At 41.0% G+C, this 26505-nt stretch carries 28 protein-coding genes and 1 tRNA gene; 19 read left to right on the top strand and 10 right to left on the bottom strand.

Annotated features, from left to right (window positions below; translation table 11 throughout):
* The first annotated feature begins 316 nt into the window (after positions 1-316).
* The 6 genes from K2W90_01590 to K2W90_01565 all read left to right on the top strand — a co-directional run bounded on the left by K2W90_01590 (position 317) and on the right by K2W90_01565 (position 3807).
* Entirely contained in the window at positions 317-643 is a 327-nt protein-coding gene (locus tag K2W90_01590) for a trp operon repressor (protein ID MBY0353039.1), read from the top strand.
* An 88-nt stretch (positions 644-731) separates the two neighbouring features.
* On the top strand, positions 732-1523 hold the full coding sequence (locus K2W90_01585; GenBank protein ID MBY0353038.1) for a transporter substrate-binding domain-containing protein: 792 nt from the start codon (positions 732-734) through the stop codon (positions 1521-1523).
* Positions 1520-2176 carry an amino acid ABC transporter permease gene (locus K2W90_01580; GenBank protein MBY0353037.1) on the top strand — a complete coding sequence of 219 codons (657 nt, stop codon included), beginning with the start codon at positions 1520-1522 and terminating at the stop codon, positions 2174-2176. Before K2W90_01585 ends, K2W90_01580 begins: the two co-directional genes overlap by 4 nt.
* Positions 2163-2882 (top strand): ATP-binding cassette domain-containing protein, encoded by a 720-nt coding sequence (locus K2W90_01575; protein MBY0353036.1) that lies wholly within the window; start codon positions 2163-2165, stop codon positions 2880-2882. The genes K2W90_01580 and K2W90_01575 overlap by 14 nt, the downstream gene beginning before the upstream one ends.
* Before the next feature lie 42 nt (positions 2883-2924).
* Positions 2925-3614, top strand: a complete 690-nt coding sequence (locus K2W90_01570) for a CYTH domain-containing protein (protein ID MBY0353035.1) — start codon at positions 2925-2927, stop codon at positions 3612-3614.
* A 116-nt stretch (positions 3615-3730) separates the two neighbouring features.
* Positions 3731-3807, top strand: a tRNA-Asp gene (locus K2W90_01565).
* 85 nt (positions 3808-3892) lie between these two features.
* Here the strand turns inward: K2W90_01565 and K2W90_01560 are convergent.
* The 7 genes from K2W90_01560 to K2W90_01530 form a co-directional block, all read right to left on the bottom strand.
* On the bottom strand, positions 3893-5791 hold the full coding sequence (locus K2W90_01560; GenBank protein MBY0353034.1) for a transketolase: 1899 nt from the start codon (positions 5789-5791) through the stop codon (positions 3893-3895).
* A gap of 4 nt (positions 5792-5795) precedes the next feature.
* A complete protein-coding gene (locus K2W90_01555; protein MBY0353033.1) occupies positions 5796-6425 on the bottom strand; it encodes an NUDIX domain-containing protein in 630 nt (209 codons plus the stop codon).
* A gap of 133 nt (positions 6426-6558) precedes the next feature.
* Positions 6559-7176 (bottom strand): ankyrin repeat domain-containing protein, encoded by a 618-nt coding sequence (locus K2W90_01550; GenBank protein MBY0353032.1) that lies wholly within the window; start codon positions 7174-7176, stop codon positions 6559-6561.
* 19 nt (positions 7177-7195) lie between these two features.
* Complete coding sequence (locus K2W90_01545) at positions 7196-8410, bottom strand: hypothetical protein (GenBank protein ID MBY0353031.1); 1215 nt, start codon at positions 8408-8410, stop codon at positions 7196-7198.
* A gap of 105 nt (positions 8411-8515) precedes the next feature.
* A complete protein-coding gene (locus K2W90_01540; protein MBY0353030.1) occupies positions 8516-9733 on the bottom strand; it encodes a hypothetical protein in 1218 nt (405 codons plus the stop codon).
* Positions 9734-9736: 3 nt separating this feature from the next.
* Positions 9737-11050: a hypothetical protein gene (locus tag K2W90_01535; GenBank protein MBY0353029.1), complete on the bottom strand. Its 1314-nt coding sequence runs from the start codon at positions 11048-11050 to the stop codon at positions 9737-9739.
* Between the two features lie 8 nt (positions 11051-11058).
* Positions 11059-12495, bottom strand: a complete 1437-nt coding sequence (locus K2W90_01530) for a hypothetical protein (GenBank protein MBY0353028.1) — start codon at positions 12493-12495, stop codon at positions 11059-11061.
* 259 nt (positions 12496-12754) lie between these two features.
* On the opposite strand from K2W90_01530, the gene leuS reads away from it, so the two are divergent.
* The 12 genes from leuS (at position 12755) to K2W90_01470 (ending at position 21725) form a co-directional block, all read left to right on the top strand.
* A complete protein-coding gene (gene leuS, locus K2W90_01525) occupies positions 12755-15202 on the top strand; it encodes a leucine--tRNA ligase (protein MBY0353027.1) in 2448 nt (815 codons plus the stop codon).
* A 115-nt stretch (positions 15203-15317) separates the two neighbouring features.
* On the top strand, positions 15318-15866 hold the full coding sequence (locus K2W90_01520; protein ID MBY0353026.1) for a hypothetical protein: 549 nt from the start codon (positions 15318-15320) through the stop codon (positions 15864-15866).
* A gap of 227 nt (positions 15867-16093) precedes the next feature.
* Complete coding sequence (locus K2W90_01515; GenBank protein MBY0353025.1) at positions 16094-16615, top strand: hypothetical protein; 522 nt, start codon at positions 16094-16096, stop codon at positions 16613-16615.
* On the top strand, positions 16612-17400 hold the full coding sequence (locus K2W90_01510; GenBank protein MBY0353024.1) for a hypothetical protein: 789 nt from the start codon (positions 16612-16614) through the stop codon (positions 17398-17400). Before K2W90_01515 ends, K2W90_01510 begins: the two co-directional genes overlap by 4 nt.
* Positions 17401-17411: 11 nt before the next feature.
* The gene (locus K2W90_01505; GenBank protein MBY0353023.1) at positions 17412-17909 is read left to right on the top strand and encodes a hypothetical protein; all 498 of its coding nucleotides are present in this window, start codon (positions 17412-17414) and stop codon (positions 17907-17909) included.
* A 44-nt stretch (positions 17910-17953) separates the two neighbouring features.
* Positions 17954-18457, top strand: coding sequence for a hypothetical protein (locus tag K2W90_01500; GenBank protein MBY0353022.1), 504 nt, complete (start codon positions 17954-17956; stop codon positions 18455-18457).
* A gap of 14 nt (positions 18458-18471) precedes the next feature.
* On the top strand, positions 18472-18954 hold the full coding sequence (locus tag K2W90_01495) for a hypothetical protein (GenBank protein ID MBY0353021.1): 483 nt from the start codon (positions 18472-18474) through the stop codon (positions 18952-18954).
* Between the two features lie 29 nt (positions 18955-18983).
* Positions 18984-19460 carry a hypothetical protein gene (locus tag K2W90_01490; protein ID MBY0353020.1) on the top strand — a complete coding sequence of 159 codons (477 nt, stop codon included), beginning with the start codon at positions 18984-18986 and terminating at the stop codon, positions 19458-19460.
* 5 nt (positions 19461-19465) lie between these two features.
* Complete coding sequence (locus tag K2W90_01485; protein ID MBY0353019.1) at positions 19466-20146, top strand: hypothetical protein; 681 nt, start codon at positions 19466-19468, stop codon at positions 20144-20146.
* Positions 20147-20165: 19 nt separating this feature from the next.
* Positions 20166-20600 carry a hypothetical protein gene (locus tag K2W90_01480; GenBank protein ID MBY0353018.1) on the top strand — a complete coding sequence of 145 codons (435 nt, stop codon included), beginning with the start codon at positions 20166-20168 and terminating at the stop codon, positions 20598-20600.
* Positions 20593-21054 carry a hypothetical protein gene (locus K2W90_01475; protein ID MBY0353017.1) on the top strand — a complete coding sequence of 154 codons (462 nt, stop codon included), beginning with the start codon at positions 20593-20595 and terminating at the stop codon, positions 21052-21054. Before K2W90_01480 ends, K2W90_01475 begins: the two co-directional genes overlap by 8 nt.
* A gap of 14 nt (positions 21055-21068) precedes the next feature.
* Positions 21069-21725 carry a fructose-6-phosphate aldolase gene (locus K2W90_01470; GenBank protein MBY0353016.1) on the top strand — a complete coding sequence of 219 codons (657 nt, stop codon included), beginning with the start codon at positions 21069-21071 and terminating at the stop codon, positions 21723-21725.
* A 194-nt stretch (positions 21726-21919) separates the two neighbouring features.
* Here K2W90_01470 and K2W90_01465 read toward each other — a convergent pair whose 3' ends face one another.
* Positions 21920-22558: an FAM83 family protein gene (locus tag K2W90_01465; protein MBY0353015.1), complete on the bottom strand. Its 639-nt coding sequence runs from the start codon at positions 22556-22558 to the stop codon at positions 21920-21922.
* A gap of 129 nt (positions 22559-22687) precedes the next feature.
* Between K2W90_01465 and K2W90_01460 the strand changes: the two genes are divergently transcribed.
* Positions 22688-23248, top strand: a complete 561-nt coding sequence (locus tag K2W90_01460; GenBank protein MBY0353014.1) for a hypothetical protein — start codon at positions 22688-22690, stop codon at positions 23246-23248.
* Here the strand turns inward: K2W90_01460 and K2W90_01455 are convergent.
* Positions 23200-25968, bottom strand: a complete 2769-nt coding sequence (locus tag K2W90_01455) for a translocation/assembly module TamB (protein MBY0353013.1) — start codon at positions 25966-25968, stop codon at positions 23200-23202. The genes K2W90_01460 and K2W90_01455 overlap by 49 nt on opposite strands.
* Positions 25889-26503, bottom strand: a complete 615-nt coding sequence (locus K2W90_01450; GenBank protein MBY0353012.1) for a type II secretion system GspH family protein — start codon at positions 26501-26503, stop codon at positions 25889-25891. Before K2W90_01450 ends, K2W90_01455 begins: the two co-directional genes overlap by 80 nt.
* Positions 26504-26505 lie beyond the last annotated feature (2 nt).

The raw sequence follows: 26505 nt of genomic DNA, 5'->3' as shown, positions 1-26505 counted from the left end.
TGTCTGTGCATGTTCTTATGGCGTGCAGTTTTATTTTTATAGAAAAAAATGAATGAACACTTACATGTTTTAATAGCATTAGCGCTTTTTTGGGTTACGTGGGATGTATTTCTCAAGAAACATTTTCATGATTTGGCTAAAAAGAAAAAATAAGAACGTATTTTTAGGGTTTTTCATCATTTACCGGCCGTTTACCGGCTACTTACCGGTCAAATGTCGGCACTGAATTTGTGTATGAGTAGTTGACTTTGCGGTCGGTTTGTTTTAGTATGATAAAACAAGAGAACAAAAATTTGAAGAAAAACACGGAAAAACGATGAAAAAGAAAGAAAAGGCAACAACCAGAATCCTGTCGACAAGCTCCGTTGAGGAGCTGTGTGAAGCCTTGCTTCTGTTGAAAACCTCTGACGAAGTGGGTCGCTTCTTGCGTGATTTATGCACGCCGCAGGAAATTATTGCCTTGTCCGAGCGGTGGCGTGTTTGCCGCTTGCTCGAAAAAGGCGAATTGTCATATCGCGAAATTAGTCAGGTTACCGGGGCAAGTCTTGCCACCATCACGCGCGTTGCGCGCTTTCTAAAGCATGAACCACATCACGGCTACTCAGCCGTTATTCATAAAATTAAGCACAGAAGCGTTGAATAAAAAGACAGCTTCGTGTGCGAAATAACTCCTTAACCATTTATTTTTAGTAACAGATTTCAAAAAACTTATTTTTAAAAAGAGGTTTATTATGCAATTTAAAAAAATTGTAACTAAAGCTATTGTCGTAATTATTGTGTGCTGTGTAGTTGTTTTTGCTACCAAATTTCTATTCAAAACAAACGTAAATCGGGACGACAAAACATTCGTTGTTGGTACTGCTGCAGGCTATGCGCCATTTGCGAGTATTAACCAGCAGGGTGAGTACGAAGGCTTTGATATTGACATTGCCAATGCCGTTGCGTCCAAACTTAACAAAAAGTTGGACCTCAAAGATTTGGGTTCAATGACATCGCTCATGATGGCGCTTGAGCAAGGTTCTATTGATGCTATTATTTGGGGCATGTCCATTACGCAGGACAGGCTCAAAAAGCTGGCCATGGTTTATTATCAGGGTGAGCCAACATTAACCTACCCGCTTATTTTTTGGCAAAAAATTCCGGCGGGTATCAAAAGTCTTAACGATATGACGGGCTTAACTGTGTGCGTTGAACCAAGTTCTGCGCAAGCACATGTGCTGAGCAAATACAAAAATGTGGTTGAGCTTCAGACTGAAAAAGTTGATGATGCCTTACTTAACTTGCAGTATGGCAAGGCTACGGCAGCTCTGGTTGAGTTGGCAATTGCCAAAAAGTTCAAAGCAAAATTTCCTGAGATTCAGATTTTGGATGTCGCGCTTGAGCAAGATTATCAAGAGCAGGGCATGGGCATTGTGATCAAGCACAATAACAAAAACTTAATTAATCAGATAAGTCTGGCCGTGCAAGAACTCAAAAATAACGGTGTCATTGAAACGCTTGAAAAGAAATGGGAGATGGTATGAGTGTTCTTATTACCTACGTTTCGCAATTGGCTCAAGGCGCAGGGGTCACCCTTGCCGCCTGGCTTGTTGCGGGCAGCATGAGCATAGTTGTTGGAACTATGTTGGGAATACTTGGTTCTCAAAAAATTGGTTCAAACAAGCTGGGAACGTTACTACGTACCTACACATTTATTACTAAAGGCATTCCGGCGTACGTCCAAATTCTTATTGTTTACTTTGTTTTGCCAAGCTTGCTTGGCATTACACTTTCTGGTTTTGCGGCTGCAGGCATAGCGCTGGCTTTTTGTTCAAGCGGCTACGTTACTGAAATTGTTCGCGCTGGCATTAATGCCGTGCCTCGTGGGCAGTGGGATGCGTGCTTTGTACTGGGGTACTCACGCTTGCAAACATTGCGTCGCATTATACTTCCCCAGGCTGTGCGCATTGTTTTGCCAGCACTGCTTGGGGAGCTTGAGCAGCTCTTAAAAACAACGTCGCTGTTGGCCACCATTGGCGTTACTGAAACGACGCGTGTTGGTATGAATATTATTTCGCGCGAACTCAACCCGCTGCCTGTTTACTGTTCTGTTGCCTGTATTTATTTAATTTTTTCTGCGCTTTTAAATCTGGCAATGTTTTATGCCGAAAGAAGGATGCGTTATGGTTCTCGTTAATAATTTAAGTGTACGCATTAAAGAACAACTGTTGCTTGACAACATTTCGGTCACACTTGAACCTGGGCGTATTACCAGTTTTATTGGAAAAAGTGGCGCCGGCAAAACGACGCTCTTAAAATCAGTTGCAGGGCTTATGCCAATAACTTCTGGCGATATTTGTTTTGATCGGTCTTTACTTGAAAGGTCGGCTGTGCCGGGCGTAGCGCGCGAAGCCCGGGCAGAATTAGTTGGTTATGTTTTTCAAGACTTTAATCTGTTCCCACAATTTACAGTGCTTGAAAATTGTATAGATCCATTACTTGTTCGAGGCGTATCGTACGAACAGGCAAAAGCAATAGCGCTTGCTGCGTTGCAAGAACTTGAAATGGAAGGCTTTGCTGAGCGTTACCCATCCCAACTGTCTGGTGGTCAGCAACAGCGTGTTGCTCTAGCACGAGCTTTGTGTCTCAAGCCGCGCGTGCTTTTGTTGGACGAGCCCACGGCATCGCTCGATCCTGCTAGTACCGATTTGTTGGTTGTTATTTTGCAACGACTTGCACAATCTGGCTTAACCATTGCTCTTTCAAGTCAGGATATGAGTTTTGTGCGTAAAGTGTTTGACCGCGTTTATTACATTCAGGCCGGGGTGGTTTTAGAATTTTGCGATGGAGTTGAAGCGCTTGAAGCGTGTGCTTCTATAAAAAATTGGTTATGCTGCGGGTAGAATTGATATTTAGTTTTATTGTAGCACAACAAGGGAGTAACGATGAACCATTTTGAAATTGAGCTGCGTTATGAGTTGCGTACGACGCAACAGCTTGCTTCATTCCTCTCATCATGTGATACATTACATCAAAAGCATGATGTCGATATTTATCTGGACAATCCTCAAGTGCTGCTTTATCAAAGGGGCATTTTTGTACGCATTCGCAACAACAAAAAATTGGACATAAAATTTAATCGTGCAACGCTTGAAAATCCTGATTTAGCGATTCAAGACTATTGCGAAGAGCATAGTTTTGCCTTGCCATTGCAAGTACAAGATTTGGAAAGACTTAATCCCTTACTGGTAAGCCTCGATTTAAAACCGCTTATTATAGCTGATCTTGACCATCTTAAATATGTTAACAATTTTGTTGAGCACTATGTTGTTGATAAACGGCGTACTACTTATAAGCGCGATGCATTTACGATATGTGTTGATGAAGTTGCTGGTCTTGGTACATTTCTCGAAATTGAACTTATGGCCAGCTGTGTAGAAGACCTTGAGCGGGTAAAACAGTCGATGCAGTTACTTGTTAAAGAACTTGATGTTGTACCATTGAAAACCGGCTATTGTACTTTACTGCTGCGCAAGAAACATTTTAAGCAATACCTACTTGGTCGCTTTATTCTTGATGAAGATAAAGTTCATAGAGATGCCGTGGGTGCAGGGCGAGAAATTCTTGCTAGGTAGCGATGATGGCTTGGTACTCGAGCATTTCTTTACAGAAGAAAGTTTAGGATTTGCTTGCAAAAATCATTAAATATGGCACAATAGCACTACTGAAGTCGTTCTTTTGACTTATTTTAGGGGCTGTAGCTCAGTTGGTTAGAGCGTCCGTCTGTCACGCGGAAGGTCGCGGGTTCGAGTCCCGTCAGCCCCGCCAGTTTTTTAGCTGGCTTCATTTAATTTAGAATTCAAAAATTTTCTTGAAAAATAGAAAAAAGGCCCGTTTAATGGGCCTTTTTTCATTAGTCGTTTCTATATTGTGTTTGCACTGCGTCAACAATGCTTTGAGCGTCTATGCCAGCATCAGCCAAAAGCTCTGCTGGGCTGCCAGAACGGGAGATGTGTTTAACTGCTAAACTCTTAATTTTAATGTTTTCGTTAACCACCGCATGTGCTACTGCTTCACCAATTCCGCCCTGGCTGTAATGATCTTCAACAGTAATAATGCCGTGATGTGACTTTGAGGCAATTTTGATAATCGTTTTGGCATCGATAGGTTTAATTGAGTACAAATCGATAACCGCGATGTGAATGCCTTGTTCTTTTAAGAGCTTATAAGCTTTAAGCGCCTCATGCAGGGTAATGCCGGCCGCAATAACGCAGACAATATCTTGATCGTCTGTTTCATGCAAAACTTTGCAGCCACCAACAGGGAACTCTTCGCAGGCGTCGTATAGATTGGCCGTTGCTGCCCGTGTGGTGCGCAGGTACGAAACGCCGTCGTGGTAGTTGGCCATTTCTTGCGTCAATTTGTAGGTAGAAACGCCGTCGCTTGGGTACAAAACAATCGAGTTTGGCACGCTGCGAAACAGCGCAATATCTTCTAAGCCCATTTGTGAAGGGCCGTCTTCGCCAATTGAAACGCCCACGTGCGAACCGCACAAACGCAGTGCATTGCGGCCAATGCCTGCCATTCTAATTTGGTCGTGTGCGCGCGTGAAAAATGCGGCAAAGGTAGCAGCAAATGGAATGTTGCCGCGTGCTTGCAGGCCTGTTGCCACGCTGATCATGTTTTGTTCAGCAACAAAGCATTGTACAAAGCGGTCAGGGAATTCGCGTTCAAAATATTCTGTGTAGGTTGAGTTTTGCACGTCAGCGTCTAGCGCAAAGACTGCCTTGCTGGCTCGGCCTAGTGCTGCCAATGCGTAGCCAAATGCTTGGCGGGTTGCAATTTTTTCTGACCCACCAAAGTGTTTTACTTGTGAATCGCTGGCTAGATCAATTTTAATGTCTGGTTGTTGTTTTTGAAAGCACAAATTAGTAGTTTCTGGTGCGTGAATTTTATGGAGATCAAGATTGTGATTATATTCGTACGCCTCTTTGAAATGGCTCTTGAGTTTTTCAATAGCCTCGTGCTCTTCAGGTGCGCTAAACGGTTTGCCGTGAAAGCCGAGTTTATTTTCAATACCTGCCAAGCCGTGGCCTTTAAAGGTTTTTGCAACAATAACAGCCGGCTTGCCTGCTTGTTGTGCCTCGTGAAATGCTGACATAATCTCGGTCATGTTGTGGCCGTGAATAACAAAAGCCTTCCAGCCAAACGCTTCAAATTTGGCGGCAATTTTTTCAACGTGGTGGCCGTTAATGCCTTCATCAGATTGCGCCAAGCGGTTGCAGTCTACAATGCCAATCAAATTATCAACATTGTAGTGTGCAGCCAAATCTGCCGCTTCCCAAATGGAACCTTCGGCAATTTCGCCATCGCCCATCATGACATATGTTTTAAAACTTAGCTTGTGGTGCTTTGCGTGCAACGCCATACCAAGCCCAACGCCCAAACCTTGCCCCAGTGAGCCGGTTGCTGCTTCGTTATAAATAAAGCGCGGTGTTGGGTGGCCTTCCAAAATTGAATCAAACTTACGCAGGCTCAGCAGTTCATGATCGCTGATAACACCCAGCGCTTTGTAGGCAGCATAAACAACCGGTATTGCATGGCCTTTGGAAAGAATAAAGCGATCGTTGTTGGCCGCTTTTGGATTTTTTAGGTCGTGTTTGAGCACATTAAAAAACAGCGCAGCAATAATATCAGCTGCTGAAAGGCATGACGTTGGGTGGCCCGATTTGCTTGCCGATGTTGCGCGAATTGAGTCGATGCGCAGGTTGAGAGCTTTGTTTTCAAGAAAGAGGCGTTGGTCGTTGTTCACGGCGTTATCCTTGGGTTCTTTGCTGTAAAAAGTTAAAAACAAGTTGTGTCCATGTTTCCATGGCGTCGTAATATTCTGCGCATTCTTCAAGTGTTAATAAATGCCCTTCTTTGAGCTCTGAGCGAATGCTGATGTTGGGGTTATTGCCTTTGAGTAAGAAGGCAAAGCCGGTGTGTACCATGCCTACCTCGTTACTTTCGTCATTAATCAGGCCCAAAATTTCAACATCAAGCGTGCCATCATAATTTACTTCCTCGTGAAACTCGCGCTTTGCCCAGTCAATAATATCTTTGCCGGCAATATCGTCTTCGCGGATATGCCCGCCAATGCCCAGCGTGCGCTTATTTTTTAATCGTTGTTCGCTGGCAGACCCTCTGCGTTGCATTAAGAAATATTTGTCGTTGTACGTAAAGATAAGATACGGGATAATTTGTTTGTAGGTTGCGTCTTGTTCCATGTCGGAGCGCCACAAAAATTCTTTGTTGGTGGCAATCAAGTTTGCGTAAAAATCGAAATCTTTAAGTGGATGAAAGCCGTTGATTGAATTGCTCGAAAAAAGCTTGCGGGCGGGGACCACTAAAATTTTTTCGTCTTGTTTGGTGACGGGGGTACTTTTTGGCGTTGTTTGGCTCATGAGCTCTCCATGGTACGTTGGGCGGTATGATGGTAATTTTCATTAAGTATAAGCATAATTTTTTTTACGTGGCAAACAAAAAAGCCCCTCCTGATTGAGGGGCTTTTTTGTTTATACTAAGGCTAAGGCAAATTTAGTTGTCTTCATTTTGGTTTGTTTTGCCTGGGTTTTTGGCAAGCGTTTGTGCGTATTTTTCAAGCATTTGCATAACTTCAATTTGGTTGTTTTCAATTGCCGTGTGCATTGGTGTTCTGGCAAATCTGTCAAAAGCGGTAATATCAGCGCCTTGTGACAAAAGAGTTGCGACAATGTCTTTATTTCCCTTTTGTGCAGCGTAGTGTAAAGCCGTTTTGTTTTTGTTTGTTTTAGCATTTACTTTTGCTTTGTTGGCAAGCAGAGAGATAACAACTTTGGTGTTTCCTTTTTTCGCGGCAATATGAAGAGGGGTTTTGTTTTTGTTATTGAGAGCATTTACATTGGCTTTTTTATTGAGAAGAAGTGCTATTGCGTGTTCGTGGCCAAGCTCTATTGCTTTATGGAGAAGGGTGTTATTGTTTTTGTCGCGTGAATCAATATTTTTTGAATCAAGATATTTATGTAAAAATGGTTGGTTATTGGAAATAAGAGCTTCAGAAAGTTTTTTATTGTTTATCGCTTTACTGTTTTTTGCAAGGCTTTCTTTGCTCTCAACAGCAAAGCATGACGATAAAAAGCCACAAAATAGTAGTGAACTCTGTATAATTTTTTTCATAGAAAACTGCTTTCTTATTTTAACTAACGTATGTATTTAAAAAGTTAACCCATTGCGATTGTTGGTAAAATAATGTGTCAGTATAGCCATTGCTAAAATCAAGGTCTGTTGGGAAATAAATAGAAATACCTCGTGCTTTTGGATACGCTGCGCCTACAGCATTTGCAACAACAGAAGAAGCCAATGTATTCATAGCATTAGTCAATGTGGTTGCAAGAGTCTTTGTGCCAAGGGCTTTATTTTTTTTTGTTTCTGATGCGAGATTGTTTAAAAATGTGTACAAATCAATGTAAGCGTACTGAGAGAAGTGAGTTGATTTTGTGTAAGCTTTATTGACGGCGTTGCGCATTGTGGCTTGGTTGGTTTGTGCGATGCTATTAATCTCTTGAATGACTGCGTTAAGTGCTGTATTTAGTGCTGGAATTTTCTTTAAGTCAACCGATGACAGAGTAACATCACGCGTTGTGCGATAGTATGACTTGTAGGCAGAAACTATGTTTTTTGATAACGTTAATGCACTTTGAGTGGGTGTTTTTATTAGTGGATCCAAGAAGCCTGAGTATGGCCAGCCTTCGCCAGGGATAGTTTCTTCCGACGCTACAAAATAATTTACATAATCCTTGGCTTGGTAACCAAGTTCAAGCATTCCCATGTAGCACGCATCAGTGCCTAAGATATCAATATTTTGCCCAAGAATATTTTTTGCTTGCTGCAAGACGTATAAAAGATCGCTGTTGTCTAAAAAAGTTCCTTGGGTGTAATCGTACAAAATGCCTCGATCTTGGAAGAGGTTTTTGCAACCGGGAAGGCCAAGCCAGGAGTTTGTTTGGAGTGTTTTGTTTAATGTGCGGTCAAGTACTCCATTTCCATGGTCCCACAAAATTAAAGCGTATTTTTTTGCTGGGTAATTATTTTTTATCCACTGAATTGCATTAACAAGTTCATTTTTGGCATTAACGCCCATTTCTAAATTGAGCGTGCCAACGTCGGTGCGTGAGCCTTTATTAACTTTGTAGCGCCATGTTTTATTATTGTTGGGTTGGTCCCATTGAACTACAATGTTCACAGCGGCTGTTGAGCCAACCTTTTGCATATCTCGAATGTTGAAATCGGCAAAGGGGTCAAGATCATTGTCGCCTTGAATGTAGGTTAAAACTGTCCATTCAGCCAAAGCGCCTACGGCTTGTTGTGTAAGAATGAGGGTGAAAGTAAGTAACAGTAAACGTTTTTTCATAAACATCTCCTTGATTACAGTTGGTAAGATAATGAACAACTGGCCAAGTGTAAAAATCTTGGTGATACGTAATCAAGAATTGAGATGAATAATGAAATTAAAAGCTTAAGGACGGTGTTCTTTGATGAATGAGAGCCATAAAGTATCGAGTGCAAATCTGGTGTTTTCGTAAGAATTATGTATAGATTTTTTTGGATAATAAAGAGTAAGGCCTTTGGATTTTTGGTACGAACTACCTGTTTGGTTATACACAACTGCTTGGCGAATTGCCAAGCGAGCGGCATGCAATTGAGTGATCAAGGTTTGTAGGTATTCTTTGTTTGACGCGTTTCTCTGTTTTAAGAGCTGTTTTATTTCTTTTTCGATATTAAAAAACAGATGGTGAGCATCTAAATACCCCGTATTTTCAAATTGATTTGTTTTTGCATGTGCCTTTAAAATTGCCTGCTCAATTTTATTAGTGTCTGCGCTATCTTTATGCGCATAAAATGCCAGTATGACGTTGTTAATATGGTCTGAAATTTTGTTCATAAGATCTAGTTTTATTGCCGAAAGCGTATAGTGCGGGGTTCTTATTGCGTTGGTGCTGGCAAATGAAGAAATAATGGTTTCCATAAGCTTTAGTGGCGACATGGTGCTCTGTGCAATCAATTTGCGCAAAAAGTTGCCATAACACCAACCTGGAGCAATTTCAACATTTTCCGAAGCAATAAAATAATCAGCATAATCTTTTATTTGGTAAGCAATTTCGATGCTTGCCATCAGGCAGGCGTCCATGCCAATGATATCAATTTTTTTGCCTCTAACTTCACTAATCTGTTTTAATGCCCTTTCAAGCTGTTGATTAGTTAAAAAAGTTTCATGTTGATAATTGTAAAGAATAGAGCGCGTGCGCGAATATTTTTTTTGATGCTGCTCATAAATTTTTTTACTCTTGTGTTTGTCTATAATGCCGCCACCATGGTTCCAAAAAATAAGCATAAAGCGTTTTGCTGGGTAGTGCGTGTGAGCCCATAGTACTGCATCGATCAGCTCTTTTTCAGGATCAAGGCCCATATCTTTGTTCAGTGAAGTATGATTTGTTTTCCCGCCTTGTTTTATTTTATAGCGCCAGGTTTTTTTTGTTGTTGGCTCAGAAAGTTGCACCAAGATATTAACGTTTGATGTTGAGCCAACCAGTTTCATAGCTTCAATATTGTTGTTGGCAAAAAAAGAAAGGTTATTATTTGCTTCGATATAATTTAAAATTGTCCAGTCAGCTTGAGCATACAAAGGTATAGTGGTAAGAGCCAGTACTATGCCTAGCACGAGCAATTTTTTCATGAGCTACTCGCTTGTGACAGCATGTTGAGAGCAAAAAAATGTTTCTAAAAAATGGAGCCACAAGCTTTCTTGAGCAAACATTGTTTTTGGATAGGAATGATGGATTTTTTTTCGTGGTAAATAAATTGAGATGCCGCGCGCACGGTTGTATGTTGGTGCTGCTGCTGAGGTATATACCGCTTGGTTTATAGTGGCAAGTCCTTCTTGTAGCGTTGCCCGAAGCTTTTTCAATGCCTTTGTATATCCAGTGGTTGTCCGTTGTTCGCTGGCATCGTAGAGAGATCGTTTACTTGTTGCTTTCAGCAGAGCAGTATAAAAAGAATGAAGGTCAACAAAGTCGTGCATATGAAATTTGAGGGTTATGTTGCTAGCTGTTTGAATAGCTTTTCTAATTTTTTTTTCGTTTAAATTTTTGCAATGCTCAAGACAAGCAACCAGCTGATTAATATTTTCTTTTATTGGATCAAGTGCACGCAAGTTGATTGCCGATTGTGTATAAAAATTAACATCCCCTGCGTAGAGTTTTTGGTAAGCATTAACAATATGTTTGCCAAGTTTTTGTGCATTAACCAGATGTGGTTCTTTGCTGAGTTTATTTAAAAACTCTGCATAATTCCAGCCTCGTCCGGGTTCTGAGTTTTGTGAAGCAACCAAAACTTTAGCATAATCTTTAATTTGATACCCAATTTCTAGCATTGCCATAAAGCACGCATCCATACCTATCACATCAATTTTTTTGCCTAGCGTGAGCGTGATTGCTTCCAGTGACCGTGCGAGTTGTTGGTTGTCTAGATACGTGTGGTTAGTATCGCTATAAAGGATGCCACGAAATGCTGATTCTTGCTCCAGGCCTGGAGTTTCTAGCCAATGAGTGCGAAGTTGACTTCTGCCTTTTAAATAGTTAACGCGGTCAATAATGCCGCTACCATGATTCCAAAAATTAAGCATATATTTTTTTGCAGGGTAGTTAGTTGCTGCCCATTTCATAGTATCAACTAAGCTTTTTTCATGGTCCTCATAAGTTTTTACTTTGATATCTTTATCTTCGATTAGTGCATTTTTGGTAACGAGGTAGCGTACAATTTTTTTATTTTCTGGCATGTTCCAGTGTACTAAAATATTTATTTTATTTTTTAATCCCGCCTGCTGCATGGTTTGAATGTTTTTTAAAGCAAAAGGCGCAAGGCTATTGTCGGCCTGAATGTACGTAACAACCGTCCATTCTGCTTCTGGTTGTCGCTTGGCAGATGCAAACGATGCGCTAAGGAGTGTTATGGTAAGCAGTATTTGCGTTATTTTTTTTTTACCACTATTCATAATGTTTCCTACTGTAAAGCAAGAATTTTTTGCAAAAATATATGCCAAGAAGAATCTTGAGCAAACTCAGTTTTGCTGTATGAATTGTCGATGCCGGTTCCGGCTTGTGGATAATAAATTGAAAGCCCTTTAACATTAGACAGGTAACGGCCGGAAGTGTTGGCAATAACAACACTGTCTAATATTTGCATGCTTAGAGCGAGCGATTCTTTGAGTTTTGCTACTGCGTTGGTAAGCGGGTGCAGGCGTTTTGCCTGTGCGCGGTTGGCATACGTTGTGGTTATGTGGCTTAAAACTTCAGAAAAAAATGAATGAAGGTCGATGTAGCTTTGCGTACTAAACTGAATACAGCTGTTACGTGCTTTTTTTATAATATTGGCAAAATTTGCAGGATCAAGTTCTTTACACACAGCAATATCGTGAACAACTGCGTCGATAGAATCTTTTAACATATCTATTTTTTCAAGATCTATGGCTGATTGTGTATAAAATTGTATTTTGTTTTTATAAAGATTTTGGTAGTTGGTAACTATTTCTTGCGCAAACTGTGCCGGCGTAAGTGAAGCTGTAGTAAGCTTTTGTAGGAGTGGTTGATATGCCCAGCCGGAAGCCAATTCAACTTCTTGCGAGCCAACCATGTATGCAGCGTAGTTACGAACTTGGTAGCCAACTTCAATCATTGCCATCAAGCAGGCGTCCATACCGAGTAGATCGATTTTGCGATTGTTGAGTACGCGTGTTTTGATCTCTTCCAGGGCTTGGGAAAGGACTTGATTAGTCATGTAGGTACGAGAATTTTCGTTAAATAAAATACCGCGATGATGATTTTTTGCTGTTTTTTTTTCAATCTTTTGAAATTTTGCCTGCGCTGGTGCTGCTTGCGTTAGGCCTGCTATTTGGATTCGAGGGTTGTTTTTCATCATTTTGGGCTGAATCATTTGTATCGAGTTACCCCACAGTGGGTCAACAATTCCCATGCCATGATTCCATAAAATCAGACAATATTTTTTTGCTGGGTACTTTTTAACTGCCCATTCCATTGAATCAACAAGGTCTTGGGCTTTATTGCCGTCAGTTGGTTGTGTGATGCATTCATCAAGATCCATGCGACCTTTATTAATTTGATAGCGCCAAATGCCTTGTTGACCTGGTTGGTACCATTGAACCAAAACGTTGAGGTTTCGGTTGGAGCCAATGGTTGCCATGTCAGCAAAGTTGCGGTGTGCAAATTTGCTCAGCGAATTGTTGGCTTGTGCATAAATAAGCATGGTCCACTCAGCTTCAGGTTGCTTGGCGACTTGAGCAATGATTTGAGGGGTAGGTGATGTTTTTGGTCGAGAAATAGCCTGTGCGTCTGATGATCCCCAAATAATAAAAAGTGCAAATAGAAAAATATTTTTATTATTTGAAACGATAGGTCTACAGTTGCGTGCCAAAATCTTCATTACTATTCCCCCCTCAGAGGATCAGAAAGTCCCTTTTTATTCGATCTTATTCATAGTTATCTATCTTTATGGTAGCTAAATCAGGCTTGCAAAGTCAATAATTCACATTTGTAATTATTTTTAATAAGTGCTATGAAGACAGAGGCAGGTGATTTATTTTTGGCCATTTTTTCTCTTTTGGACTACAATGGGACAACTAAAGCTGTAGGCAAAGGCTACTTAAAGAACGCACCAATTTACGGTGACCAAGGGCACAACGATGAGTTACGATTTTAAGATTGTTGAAGAAAAATGGCGTAATTCTTGGCAAAAAGATCCTTACTTCAAGATGAAGAATGATCAGTCCAAAGAGAAGTTTTATTGTCTAGACATGTTTCCCTATCCGTCCGGGTCTGGTATCCACGTGGGCCACTGGAAGGGTTATGTGTTTTCAGACGTTTATGCCCGCATGAAGTGGCTGCAAGGTTACGATGTGCTGCATCCAATGGGTTGGGACGCCTTTGGCCTGCCAGCAGAAAACGATGCTATTAAAAAAGGAATTCATCCAAAAGGCGGTACTGCCAGCAACGTTGCCAACTTTAAGCGCCAACTTGCCTACATTGGTTCTATGTACGACTGGAGCAAAGAGGTTGATACCACCGATCCTGCTTACTACAAATGGACCCAATGGATCTTTTTGCAAATGTACAAAGCAGGTCTTGCCTACCAAGACAGCATGCCCATTAATTGGTGCCCAAAGTGCCTTACCGGCCTTGCCAATGAAGAGGTTGTTGCTGGCGGGTGTGAGCGTTGTGGCTCGCCAACTGAGCAAAAGCCCGTGCGTCAATGGGTTTTGCGGATTACCGATTATGCCGAAAAATTGCTTCAAGGCCTTGAAAAGCTTGAGTGGCCTGAAAAAGTTAAGCTTATGCAAAGCAACTGGATTGGCAAGAGTGAGGGGCTAGTTTTTACCGCGCCGGTCAAAGACACCAACCTTACTTTACAGACCTTTAACGCTCATTTCGAAGCTTTTGGTGCCGATACGTTTGTGGTTATAGCGCCGGACCATCCATTTTTGCCGACATTGTTGGCAGGTACCGAGCGTGAAAAAGAAGTTCTTGAGTATTGCAGAACCTTACTTCATAAGCGTAATGAAAATAAATTTGAAGAAAAAGAGATCGAAGGTATCTTTACCGGTCGCTATATTGTTGATCCGGTTGGTAATGGTGACCTGCCAATTTGGGTTGCCAGTTTTGCCATAAAAGATTATGGGACTGGCATTGTTAAATGCTCTGCGCACGATGAGCGTGACTTTAAATTTGCTAAAAAATACGGCATACCGCTCAAGCCTGTTTTGTTCCCTGAAGATCCAGTTTTGGCTGCTCAGGTACAAAACCAAGAAGTGTGCTATACCGATATGCAGCATGGCATTTTGCAGGCCCCGGCCCAGTTTGCTGGCAAACGTGCGGGTGATGTGCGTCAGGCAATTATTGAGTATTGTGAACACAAGGGCTTGGCCGAACGCAAAGTTTCATACCGTTTGCGTGACTGGATTTTCTCGCGCCAACGTTATTGGGGTGAGCCTATCCCTCTGGTGCATTGCGATGTTTGCGGTGTTGTTCCGGTGCCAGAAAATGAATTACCAATCGTGTTGCCCGAGGTTGAGCGCTATCAACCAACGGGAACCGGTGAGTCGCCGCTGGCTGCTATTACTGAATGGGTTAATACGCCGTGTCCACAATGTGGCGTACCAGCAAAGAGAGAAACTAACACTATGCCGCAATGGGCAGGTTCATGCTGGTATTTCTTGCGTTATCCAAACCCAGGCTTAACCGACAAGCCATTTAGTGAGCGTGACATGCAGCATTGGTTGCCCGTTGATTTGTATGTTGGCGGTATTGAGCATGCCATTTTGCATCTTTTGTACGCGCGCTTTTATGTTAAAGTGTTGCATGATCTTGGTCACTTGCCATTTGATGAACCGTTTAAACAACTGTTCAATCAAGGCATGGTGTGTATGAAGAGCTCCATTTCTGGGCGTGTTGAAAAAATGTCAAAATCTAAAGGCAATGTGGTTAACCCGGACGAAATTGTTGAAGAAATGGGTGCCGACACGCTGCGTATGTACATGCTTTTTATGGGGCCACCAGAGCTTGATACTGAATGGCAAACGGCATCGATCAGGGGCGTTTATAGTTTCTTAAATCGCTTGTGGTTGTTTTTGACTGCCGAAAGCACATTGTTGCCTGCTGGTAAAAAAGCAGAAAAATCTGCGCAACAACGCTTCCATCAGTTTTTAAAAGATTACCAACAACGCTTGGAAACGTTTAAAGTTAACACTGCTGTATCGGCTGTTATGGAATATTTGAATGATTTGACGAGTCAAAAATTGCAATTCGACCGTGAAATGCTTGAACAATTTTTGACCGCGCTTTCAGTTATGGTGCCGCATTTTGCCAGTGAGTTGATTGAAAAGCTGTTGAATAAACAATTGGCACAGTGTACCTGGCCTGCGTACAACGCTGAGCTGGCGCATGTTTCTCAAGTTGAATATGCAATTCAAGTTAATGGTAAGCTGCGTGGCAATATACTTTTGACAAAAGGCTTAGTGCAGGCTGATGTAGAGCCACTTGCCAAAGAACAGATTGCCAAATGGCTTGAAGACAAAGAACTTATTAAAACGGTCTTTGTGCAAGATCGCTTAATTAGTTTTGTCATCAAAGGCTAGTTAGAAGATTTTATTTTATTAGAAATAGTTTAACGAGCTTGAGTTTTGTAGTCATTTCAAATAAACTCAGGCTCGTTTTTTATTTTTCAACAATGATATTGCCTAAAGGGTTTTTGTGAACATTCACGTATTTTTAGTAATGTTTTTTGGTATTTTTATTCAGTCTGTTTGTGTTGGTTCTGTTACCTTACGCAATTGGGACAAGCGTTATTCAGCAACAATTAGCATTGCAGATCAAGATCATTTTATACCCTCTCAAAAAAATATTCGTTGTTCTTTTACCCAGATACAGCAAGGTTTTACCGTGCTTTATCGTATTAATGAAATAGGATATCGTTTTGTAGTAACACAAGATTTGATTTCATCGTTGAGAGATAGAGGTAGTTGTTGTTTCTTTTTGCGAAGATCTAATAATGATTTATGTTTGTCGGTTAATGGTCAAAAACGTGATATTCATGGTGTTCTAGAAATAGCAGGGGTACCAGTTTTGGAAGAAGATGATGCTGGTGCACAAGAGCAGCATGCAGAGGTTCTACATTCGATTGATCATGAAAGCGTTGAGCAAGCAGCGCTTGAAGAAAAATGGTGGGATGATTATTTGAATCCTGACAAAGAAATAAAAGAAGAAAAAACATGGTGGATCATTGCTTATCTGCCTCGTTAAAAAACGATTTTTATATAAGATTGTTTTTTTAGCTTTGTGATGAGATTTTTTTAGTTATTTTTAGCGGGCTTGAGTTTTTATAGTGAATTTTAAAAAATTCCAATAAACTCAGGCTCGCTTTATTTTTAGACTATTTTTTTAAACACAAGGTTGTAGATCATTGATTTTAATTTTATAAAAAGATTAGTGTTGTTTATGAATAACAATTTTAAAAAGGCTCTTAGATTATGAAAATTAAATTAGTGATGATTATCTTGCTAAACATTTTTGTTCAGTCAGCTTTTGCCAACGATATTATTTTTTTTAATAAGAGTGCACATTATCGAATGCGACTCGATTTTAGTAATGGTGCAATGAGTTTAATAATGAGCAGAGGAAGTGCTTCTTGTTCTCTGGAAGCATTACACAATGGTTTTTCCATTTCTTGTTATAAAAATGGTCAAAATGAAGCCTTGCATATTTTTTCGGTTGAGCCAGAAAATCTTGTGGGTTTAGAAGCAGACAGCTGGTGCAATCTTTCATTTAATGAGTCTCAATGTGCTCTAAGTTTTTCTCTTAAAGGGCAGGGCGTGCACTATTTAGCACCGCAAAGTCAAGCTGATTTGTTTGACGATGGCTGGGGCGATCAGGGTGATCATGAAATTGATTGTGGTGATCCTACTTGTAGTGATGACGAAAAACACCACGAGCATGAAGATGGTGAACGATTTTGGATTATAGGCACCGTTCCAATAGGGGCTTTTAAATGAAAATGGCCGTTGTGAAAATGCTTTTTTTAAGCCTTTCAAACGTACTTTTTGCTTCAAACAATTCTCCAGATCGTGTGCTTTTTGCTAATAATACTGACTATGTTATTAATGTTATGCGTGAGTCCTTTGGTTGGAGCAAGCGCGTGTGCATCTGGTCAAAAAGTACGGTTCCCAATAAATCTGCAAAAGATAATCTTTTAGTGGGCATTTCTCTTTCTTGGTTGCAACCCGAAGATATAATTGCTTGGGTTGGTGCGGGTGATGATGCCATTAAACACGTTTTACCAAAGTCGATATTTATCAACCAAGATCCCTGTGTTTTTTCTTACAACGAAGATGAGTTTAAGTTGGGAATAAAAATAGGTGACAGGGAATATTGGATAGATCAGTATAAAGAAGGAGACGTTGAAGGCTCTGCAGAACCAGAAGCACAAAAAGAGCCTGATCAAGAAGCTTTTGGCGAAGTAAAACCTGACGACCAAGAAGGGCTGGAACCTGCGATTGATCAACCAAAAGTCCCTTTATCTGGAGAGCTCTGTCTTGAAGTTCAAGACGATCAAGTAGGTAGTTCTCAAGCACCTGATTTTTTTGAGCTTTTTGGTGGCGATTATCTTTTTATTTCAGAGGGAGAAGAAGATGATGATCTGCTTGATGACGGTCTTGCTCCACTCATTCCATCTGCTGTAGAGTCTTCTGGTGAAGCGGCACAAGACGATCAAGAGTCGGACAGTGATGTTAATGAGCAACTGCGTAGTTTGTTTTCAGATGATGATAGTGTATTTTAAGGGGGGCTTTTATGAGGCTTTTATTATTTACGGCGTTTTTTGTTTTAAGTGTGTTTGGTTGTGTGCTGCAGGCGGGGGAAGCTGAAACACAAAAAATTACGCTTGAAAATGTTGATAAAACCGTTGTTTTTTATTTTTATATAGATCCTACCAAAGAACAAGAAGTTATTGAATTGGTACCTGGGCGTTCAAAAGAGATACGTTGGCAGGAACGTAATACCGGCTGTCCCAATGTTTTTTTTGATGTTCAAACGGAAGATTATTCTTTGTTTGCGTGCTTTTTTGCCAGAAAAGAACTTAAGCAAGATAAGCACTATGTACTTAATTTTTCTCATGAATCAAAAAGATTAGAAATTAGAAATAGCGCAGATGGCCTTGGTTTTGCAGTACAAGCAGTAGAAAGTTATCAAGAGCTTGATGAAGACGAAGTTGATGGTGGTCAGGAAGAGTCTGAAATAGTACTTGAAAGTTCTGTGTTGCAAGAAGAGCTTTCTATGACTGGTAAATAATTAATTAATTTCTTAGTACGTGCACAATTGCAAGGAGAGCTCTTATGAAACGAGTAGCTACTTTGTTAATCTTGTGTGTTGTTGTCTTTGATAATTTTTGTTGTGCCAGTGCTCAATATCGCCGGGCACGCGCCTTGAGGCCAAGAGTTGCTCGGCCAAAAATTTCCATTGCCTTAAAAAATAGCAGTATCGACCAATCCATTATTTTTTTGTTGCAATCTACTGCAAAAAAATCTTGTATTAAGCCGGGTAACATTCTTGATGTTTCTTGGGAGCAAGGCTCTTTGACTGAGTCGGTAGTAACCTTTCATATGTATGTGGGATTAGATCTTTTTTCGTGTAGTTTTGCTGCGGGAAATTTTTTGCATGGCCAAACTTACAATCTTTGTTTTTTTCAAAAAAACAAAAAATTACGAATAACAACTGACTATGCAGAATTTTTAGTGCAAACTTCTGATTATGGATGGTCGGATCAAATGGTTGATGATAATGAACCTGAGCTGGTGATTTGGCAGCCTGTACCAAGTCATTGGCTAGGTTTACTTTAACGTAGAAAGTGTTTATGAAATTATTAAAACTTGGATTTTTTTGTACCTTTTTTATGGGTCCTCTTTTTGCTGCACAAGGTCCTGGTTTTGGTGGTGGGCAAACCTTGGTGACGTTGTATAATTCTTCTCCTTACAACATGACGTGTTTATTAGATTCAAATAGTAACCAGGTGGTGGAGATTTTTTCTGGCCAACAACAAGATGTTTCTTGGGATGAGGCAGCAATGCAAGATCCAGAAAGTTTATGGTATGTGTTTGCTGAAGAAGACATTTATTGTTGTGATGTCTTGAGGTCTGTTTTGCAGCATGAAAGAATGCATCTGCTCGAATTTAGTCTCGAGGCCTCTTCTTTTGGTATCCGTGTTGATGGAGCACTGATTTTTGGAAATATAGCCGATAAAATGGGAGATGAAGTTGATGTAGATGCGCTGGAAGCTTCAGATGAAGAGGGTTTTGAAAGTTCTTCTGGAGAAGAAGATGGGGAAGGCGCTGAATAAAATTTTTAACAGGGTAACGGAGTAAAAGCATGAATATGATGCGTCTTGCAGTTTTAAGTTATGCATTGTTTGGTCAATTGGTTGCTATCAATATGCCAATAGCAGAAGAAGAATGGCGTTCAGTTGATCTGAAAAATAACAGTGGTTGTACCATGTACTTTTTTTTGAATGCCGATGGTTCGCGAAAATTACACTATGGTGAAATTAGCCCAGGTGAGTGGGTTGCTCACAATGAATTAACCCCCAATGGTGGTCAGATTAGCTTTGGTTGGGAAGAGAATCATTATGCGATGTTTCCGAATGCGGCCATAGAGGTTAAGTATGACGGTACGATGCTGAGTTGTGAAAAATTGAGAAGTGAGTTTGTGAATGGACATACCTATGCCTTTCATTTTTCTTTAAACGATATGACGCTGCATATTCATAATCAGACGGCTGGTGGTACGTGGATTCTGAATCTTGTTGAGCTGGACGGTTTTGACGGAGAACTTTCTGACGACGAATAAGAATTATGAAAAAAATATACATCTTGGTTTTCTTTTTGTTCGTTCTTTTGCTTCCGGTGCATGGCGTTGTTGAGTTTAGAAATGATACAAGCAATTTTATAACGATCTGCTTTCCCAAAGAAAATAGCTGCTTTTTTCATTACAACCAGACTATTTTGGAATCGGGTTGTAGTTGTTGCTACCTAGTTGCTTCTTTTAGGCATGGATGTACGTTTTTTATAGAGGGAGATGTTGCCGTAAAAGTTACCCTAACGCCTGAGATGTGTTCGCAGATTGGTGATTATGGCTACAAAATTAGTCTTTCATATAACGCTCTTGTACTCATGATTGAGGAGTATGAGCCGGTGAGTGATCAATTGCGCTGCAGATGGTATTTTCCTACCAAGCTTATCTATGGACATGATGAGTTGACGGTGTGTGCGCACAATAGCGCTGCAGAGGCACTGATAGCTGCACAGGCGGCTGCAGAGGCGGCACGGCGGCATGAAGAGCAAGAACGTTTGAAATGTGAAGCTCGATTGCGTGAATTGCAAGAGGCTAAGCGTTTGCGTTGCAAGGAGCGCAAGCAAAGGCAACGAGCCATGAGATACATTGTTGGTCCGCACGAAGAAGAAAAAATTTTAGAGCAAGAGTTTGCCCGAATGAGGCTGCAAAGTTACGTGTGTGATTGCAAAAAATGTCGGTGATAATGAAAGGAAATAGTGTATGAAAAAATTGGCAGGATTATTGGTTGTTTTTTGTTTGATGAGTTTTTCTGTGTGGGGTGCTGGTAACGCTCCCGATCAGGTTGTGCATGACAAGGTTACTTTTTTTAATCAGACAAATGGGCGCCTTATAATTGGTTTGATGCATCATGACGGCAAAGAGAGAAAGTTTTTTTCATATGCAGATTTTCAGGATGGGTTTGTTGTTGTGTTGCCTGATATTGGCAAGGCCACTATTTCTCCTGAATGTGTAGAAGAACTAAAGCAAGAAGGTAATGCTTTTACCGTAACGTTTGACGAAGAATCATATAACGTGTGTTTGACAAGTAACACAACAGGAGAACAGGCGTTTTTTAGTGTAGGCCAGCTGAGCGAATCTTCAGAAGAAGACGATGGTTCTGGTCATGAGTATGATGAGGAGAGTGGCGATGAATAAACAAATAATATTTTCATTGATGATGCTGTTGTGTGCCTTGCCGTTGCAAGCAGAAGTAACGTTTCGAAACAAAACGGGCCTGGAACTTTATTTTGGCAGTGATACAAAAGGAGAGGAATTGGTTCGTTCTGGTGAAGAAATTAAGAGAGATATTGTAGATCTTCAGCACGGCTTTTTCTTAATAAACAAAAGTTCTTGCTTCTGGTCAAGAAGAGCCAATATTTCTGAGGCGTATGTGCAAGAGTGTGTGCAAGATGGTGACTGTGTTGATATAAGCATAACCTTTAATCTGAAAACACTGGTACTTTATAAGCTTGACCCGTCAAAGCCTTATTATTACCTGTCAAGTGGTTACCGGGTCGATTTTTTTCTGGCAAAAGAAGAACGTGAAGATGATGCCTCGCCTGGAGCTGATGGTTTTGGTGGTGACGGCATGTTAATGTTTCCATTTTAGTAGGGAATTAAAGAATGCAAATTTTTATTGATACGGCAAATCGTGATTTAATTAAAGAGTGGGCAGCAACCGGCATTATTGACGGCGTTACTACCAACCCAAGCACGCTGAGCAAAGAAGGTCAAAATTCAAAAGAGGTACTGCTCGACATCTGCCGCATAGTGAAAGGCGATGTGAGTATTGAAGTTGTTGAAAAAGAGCCAGAGGCGGTGTACAAGCAAGCGCTTGAAATTGCGCAGTTGGCACCAAATGTAGTTGTCAAAATACCTTTTGCCAAAGAGTATTTGCCTGTCATTGCTCGTTTGGCACACGAAGGCATTAAGCTTAATATAACGTTGATTTTTTCGCCCGTTCAAGTCTTGTTAGTTGCCAAGCTTGGCGTAACCTACATTTCGCCATTTGTTGGCAGGCTTGAAGATGTTGGAGGCAATGGCATTGGCTTGGTGAGTGATGCAATGCACATTGTGCATGAGTATGATCTGAGCAGTAAAATTTTGGCAGCTTCAATTCGCACGGTTGATCATTGGAATGCGGTGATGGCTGTGGGTGCCGATGTGGTAACCTTGCCGCCAGCGGTTTTGGCTGAATCAGTAGTGCATCCATTAACACTCAAGGGCATAGAAAAATTTGACCAAGATTGGGCTTTGCTGAACAAAAAAAGTTTACTGTAAATTTTTTGTTAAGTTTTTTTATCTACTTTGGAGATTCTTAAGCCCGTTTTCCCTGAGGAGTCCTGCGAAGCGGGACGTCTCGAAGGGTGCGGGCAAAACAAAAGAAATTTGGAAGAATCGCCCTTCGAGACGCTCTTCGAGCTCCTCAGGGAGAACGGGGGTGAGTGATTCAAGTAACTTTGGTGTTTCTAAAATCAGTTTACGAGAACTGCCGTACGCAGCATATTCAAAAAATTTATCATGCGCGTTCTCAATGGTTCTTGATTTTCGGGAGCTACCTGCTGTGCTCCAACCGGTACGCATTTTTGTTTGAGCATCTCAAACCGTTCTTCAAATTGAACTTGGAGCGCCTGATCGCTTAAAAGCAGGGCGTTTTCTTCGTTGCGGTAGTTGGCAGAGCGTGTCCAATTAAATGAGCCAGTCCACAGCTTTTTGTCGATGATAGCAAACTTGTGGTGCATGAGTGGTGGGTACTTTTGGTACGGGTTGTCGCCGGTTGGCTTAGAGCTAAGCGGGCTGTACACAAAAACATCAATACCATTTTGTTGTAAAAAATATGCTTTGCCGTACATACATTCGGTGGTTGTTTTGTCTACAATCAACTGTACATCAACTTTTCTTTTTTTTGCATTAATTAGTGCGGTGGCAATTTTGTTGTCGGTAAACATGTAAACAGCAGCGTGAATCTTTTTTTTTGCCTCATCAATCAGTTTAATCAGCTCAGTGCCTGGCTTGTCGCCGGGCGAAAAATAAACGTGTGATTTGCTCCAGCCGGCGCTGGGTACAAGCAATAAGAGAACAATCAGTGCGCTATAACGAAATTGTTTTTTCATAGTATAAGCCCCTCCTCGGGCTCTCCTTTTTGTATCATATTGAATTTTTCAATCTGACCATCTAAGGTTATAGAAGCTTGCACAAAGTTACCAAGTAAATCTATATTCGTAGAAAAGAGGGTAGTTCGCATGAAGATATATCGCTTAGTTGTGTGGTCGCTTGTTCCTGTTATATTGCCGCTTGTCAGTCTAAACGCAGAAAAAATAGCGAGTGTGTACAAAAAAGTTGGTGACGAATTGGTAGCTATTCGCCAAGCTTTTCCAGAGGCGCAGCCAAAAGTGTACAGAATTCTTGATCATGTTGATCAGTTGTACAAAAAAGCAAAATCTGCTGTTCAAAAGCGAGAAGAGCTTGCTGCTCAGATAGCAAAGCAAACGCAAGAGGCACAGGCGTTGCAGCAAGAGGTTGTGCACCTTAAACAAGCGCTTGCACAAAGTCAGCAAGAGCTTTCTCGTGCTCAAGCACGCTTAGAGCAAGAAAAAGCACGTACCAGTTTTTTGGCTGAAGAAGAAAAAAAACTTTTAGAAAAAGAGAAAAAATTAAACGTTGCGGCAAAACAACCTCAAAAATCTGAAGCACAAGAAAAAATTGAAGAAAAATCACCGGATGAACTTTTGAGCATGATTGATGAGGATGATCTTCAAAATTTAAATCTTACTTCAACTTCAGACCCAAGGTCACCGCGCTGATCTTTAACCACTTTTAGGTTAACGTCGTCGGAAAGAAAGTACTCAACTTGGAAAGCAAAATCATCTTGCAAGTTAAAATTCTTTTGTAGCTGCGCGTGTATTTGTTTGTTTAAATCAATTGAGATAGTACCACGAATGCCGCCTCGGCCTGTTTGGTCGGTAAAGTTTGGTGAAATTTGTACGTACTTAAACGGTCGTGCAACTTTTTCAAAAAACGAAGTAGCTTTTGGCATTACTGCTTTGCTGCCCAAAACAATGTTGTGCAGGTTTTGCATAATCATACTTGGCAGGTCGGCTTGCAGTGTTGCATTTTCTGAGCCGGCCAGCAGTAGTCCCAAAATTTGCTCTTCGGTCAGCACAGGAGCCGATTCTAAAACAATATTTGGTTTTTGCAAAGAGCCTGTCACTTGCAGGTTAATCATGTACTTATTAATTCTATTTTTTGCAACTAAATCGATTAATGGGTCGTTAGCATGTGCGGTAACAAATTGTATCTTGCCGTATTCAATAAATAGCTTGTTGCGTAAAAATTTTATAAAGCCATTGTCTAGCGTAATTGAGCCGTTAACGTGTGGCAAGTGAGCTACGTTTTGCTGTTGGTACTGCACATGCAAATCTAAATGAGCGGTAGTTTCTAGCGATGGTGTTACAATTTTTACCGGTATTTCGTTGCCAATACGCAGGTCTACATCAATTGTTTGATTGTGCTGAGCAAGCGGATTGGCCGGTAAAAAAAAGCGCGTATTGGTTTCTTCTGAAAAGATATTATTTTTCAGTAACGATTTTTTTAAAACAATGTTGCCTGAAGCATGGGCAGGTGAGCCGGGAAATTTAAGTAACAGCAAGCTGCTGTCAATGAATCCATAAAAATCTTTTTTCCAGTTCACAAATAAATTATCGATCTGAATTGGTGCGTGCACAAAGTTGAGGTGGTAGTTATCATTAAATGTTAATGTTGCTTGCGGACAGCTTATGCTTCCTTTGCAAAATCCCAGCACATTGTCGCTGAGCACAATCTTTTTGCTGTGTGGGTAAATGGCAAAGTTGCTGGCAAGTTTTTCAATAAGATTTCTGCTTTCTGGAATATAAAATTTCCCTGTTTCAAGGCTGACCGAGCCGGTAATTTCTTCTAAATTTTTTTGGTTAACGCTCACCTGTAAAAAGTTTTTGCTTCCTAAAATAAGCCGTTTGCATTGTTGACTGAGCAGTGATTGAATAAATGGATAGTAAATACTGCCAGCCAAAACCATACTTTCGGGCTGAGTATGCATGCTGACAACTGGGGTGGTATTATTTTTTTTGTAAACAATGTTTGAAATGTGTGGCTTTGGTGTACTGCGGGCTTGAATTACATATGAATCATTGTTGGCTGTGCCTTCAATATTCAGTTCTTGGTTGTCCATCTGCCAGGTACCGCATAGTGATAATAATTGGTCAACTAGCTCGTGATGCAGTGTGCAGATGTAGGTGCCGGTGCACGAAAAGGGCATGGTAATGGTTGCTTCAAGTGTGCAGCTGCCAGGGCTTATAACCCAGCCAGCTTCTAGTTGGCCAGGTGATGAAGAAATTTGTAGTTGTTGCTTGTTTGAGCAGGCCAGTGAGCCTATCTTGCGTTGTAGGTCCCACGCAATAGTGCCATCAAGTCCAATAGTTGGCGATACGTGAATGTGTACATTGGTTGATAGATTTTTTTCGTTGAGCTCTATGTTAGTGCATGCGCATTGCTCAACAATAAAATCTTTGTACTGAATATTTTTTGCCGTAATGCTACCGGTTGCGTGGTGTGTGTAGTCAACTGTCAGGTCCAGTGTGCATAGGCCTTGTACTGTTTCAGTTGGTGCTGGTAACGTATCATTGGCAAAAAAAGTGGCGCAGCGCTGGGTCAATGCAAGTGGCAGGTTACCCGTAATTAAAAATTTTTCTGCTGTGTGGTTTAGTTTGACAGCAAGTTTTTGTTGCTCGCTGACAACTGTTATCTCTTGTTTGTCGCATGAGCAGGTGCCGTGTACGTCGTGCGTATGTTCGTCTAAATGTGTTTCAATGTGGTGTTGGGCATTAATTGTCCAGAGCGCATCGCGCTTGTGCTTGCCAAACGTTGATGTCCCTTTGATGCTTTTTATTAGCTGTTTGTTGTTGACCGTAACGCTACCTGCTTGTGTAGTCAGTTGTCCGTCCCATTTGCTTTCTTTGTTGGCAAGTTTGCTTTTTTTTAGTTCAAACGTACCCTCAATTTCTGCGTGGAGCGGTATGCCTCCCAGAGCAGTGTCAATAACGAGGTGATGGAGCGTGATAGCGCGTGGGCTCACTTTAAGATCGTCAGATTTTGTTTCAAAAATATTATTGAGATGATCAAGTATGTCTGGAGAGTTGCCGGTAAAGCCAGTGCTGCCTGAAACATTATAAAACGTTAAGTACAAGCAGATTTTTTTGTGCAACAAAAGCTCGAATGGACTGATATAAATTTTCCCTTTTTCAAAACCCCAGCGACAGTCGGTATGTTTGGTTGAAGTTATAGAACCTTGGTTTAAAACAATTGAGCTGGTAAAAAAATTAAACGAGCTGGAATTGATAACAATAGTTGCATGCCATTCTTTTTGCAAAAACTCGGTAAGCTTTGCAAGAAAGAGTTGGTTAATATTTTTACTGTTTTGCACCATCAGCAACGTGATAACCAGGCCGGTTATCAAACTGAGCGCTGCGCGGCGTAGCCACTTTATCATGGTAAGTTTTTTTGCCTGTTGGCACCAGCTGCCATTGATTGTTGTTGTAACGATACTTTCTTATGTAGCATACCTCAGAGATTGCACAGGTTAAAGCGCCCATTATTTTTTGGCCTTTATCAACAATATAAACGGTTCCTGGGCTTACTTTGCCGTCAGGAAAGAAGACTGCCTTTTGTGCAGGCTGAAACGTTACCGGCGTTTTTACAATATTTTTTGGCCATGCTGGTGGGCCCTTGGTTTTGGGCAGTGAGCCAAATTTGAGTGAACCAGACAAATTAAATGTGTGCGGTTTGTTGTGGTGCAGGTAGCTGTACTGATTGTTTTGAATATCAAAAGATAATGTTTGTGGTTGGTGAGTAGCAATAGCTTTTTGTTGCAGGTATGAGCAAACCATAAACAGTCGGTCAAGTTCGTGATTCAAAATTATGTTGGTAAAAAATGAAAAGCGGGGTAGCGAAAAACCAATAACCACTACCAAAATGCCCAGCGTGATTAGTAATTCGAGTAGGGAAAATCCCGCCCGCTTGTTCACCA

Source organism: Candidatus Babeliales bacterium (assembly GCA_019749895.1).
Taxonomy (GTDB): Bacteria; Babelota; Babeliae; order Babelales; family RVW-14; genus AaIE-18.
Note: the sequence above shows the minus strand (reverse complement) of the source record. Positions and strands in the feature narration are given on the sequence as shown.

Coding starts and splice junctions, on each gene's coding strand:
- K2W90_01470 (MBY0353016.1), top strand. CDS start 21,069: ATGCAAATTTTTATTGATACGGCAAATCGTGATTTAATTAAAGAGTGG.
- K2W90_01575 (MBY0353036.1), top strand. CDS start 2,163: ATGGTTCTCGTTAATAATTTAAGTGTACGCATTAAAGAACAACTGTTG.
- K2W90_01455 (MBY0353013.1), bottom strand. CDS start 25,968: ATGATAAAGTGGCTACGCCGCGCAGCGCTCAGTTTGATAACCGGCCTG.
- K2W90_01510 (MBY0353024.1), top strand. CDS start 16,612: ATGAAAATGGCCGTTGTGAAAATGCTTTTTTTAAGCCTTTCAAACGTA.
- K2W90_01480 (MBY0353018.1), top strand. CDS start 20,166: ATGAAAAAATTGGCAGGATTATTGGTTGTTTTTTGTTTGATGAGTTTT.
- K2W90_01585 (MBY0353038.1), top strand. CDS start 732: ATGCAATTTAAAAAAATTGTAACTAAAGCTATTGTCGTAATTATTGTG.
- K2W90_01545 (MBY0353031.1), bottom strand. CDS start 8,410: ATGAAAAAACGTTTACTGTTACTTACTTTCACCCTCATTCTTACACAA.
- K2W90_01475 (MBY0353017.1), top strand. CDS start 20,593: ATGAATAAACAAATAATATTTTCATTGATGATGCTGTTGTGTGCCTTG.
- K2W90_01540 (MBY0353030.1), bottom strand. CDS start 9,733: ATGAAAAAATTGCTCGTGCTAGGCATAGTACTGGCTCTTACCACTATA.
- K2W90_01550 (MBY0353032.1), bottom strand. CDS start 7,176: ATGAAAAAAATTATACAGAGTTCACTACTATTTTGTGGCTTTTTATCG.
- K2W90_01485 (MBY0353019.1), top strand. CDS start 19,466: ATGAAAAAAATATACATCTTGGTTTTCTTTTTGTTCGTTCTTTTGCTT.
- K2W90_01515 (MBY0353025.1), top strand. CDS start 16,094: ATGAAAATTAAATTAGTGATGATTATCTTGCTAAACATTTTTGTTCAG.
- K2W90_01590 (MBY0353039.1), top strand. CDS start 317: ATGAAAAAGAAAGAAAAGGCAACAACCAGAATCCTGTCGACAAGCTCC.
- K2W90_01580 (MBY0353037.1), top strand. CDS start 1,520: ATGAGTGTTCTTATTACCTACGTTTCGCAATTGGCTCAAGGCGCAGGG.
- K2W90_01530 (MBY0353028.1), bottom strand. CDS start 12,495: ATGAAGATTTTGGCACGCAACTGTAGACCTATCGTTTCAAATAATAAA.
- K2W90_01495 (MBY0353021.1), top strand. CDS start 18,472: ATGAAATTATTAAAACTTGGATTTTTTTGTACCTTTTTTATGGGTCCT.
- leuS (MBY0353027.1), top strand. CDS start 12,755: ATGAGTTACGATTTTAAGATTGTTGAAGAAAAATGGCGTAATTCTTGG.
- K2W90_01460 (MBY0353014.1), top strand. CDS start 22,688: ATGAAGATATATCGCTTAGTTGTGTGGTCGCTTGTTCCTGTTATATTG.
- K2W90_01490 (MBY0353020.1), top strand. CDS start 18,984: ATGAATATGATGCGTCTTGCAGTTTTAAGTTATGCATTGTTTGGTCAA.
- K2W90_01500 (MBY0353022.1), top strand. CDS start 17,954: ATGAAACGAGTAGCTACTTTGTTAATCTTGTGTGTTGTTGTCTTTGAT.
- K2W90_01505 (MBY0353023.1), top strand. CDS start 17,412: ATGAGGCTTTTATTATTTACGGCGTTTTTTGTTTTAAGTGTGTTTGGT.
- K2W90_01555 (MBY0353033.1), bottom strand. CDS start 6,425: ATGAGCCAAACAACGCCAAAAAGTACCCCCGTCACCAAACAAGACGAA.
- K2W90_01535 (MBY0353029.1), bottom strand. CDS start 11,050: ATGAATAGTGGTAAAAAAAAAATAACGCAAATACTGCTTACCATAACA.
- K2W90_01570 (MBY0353035.1), top strand. CDS start 2,925: ATGAACCATTTTGAAATTGAGCTGCGTTATGAGTTGCGTACGACGCAA.
- K2W90_01465 (MBY0353015.1), bottom strand. CDS start 22,558: ATGAAAAAACAATTTCGTTATAGCGCACTGATTGTTCTCTTATTGCTT.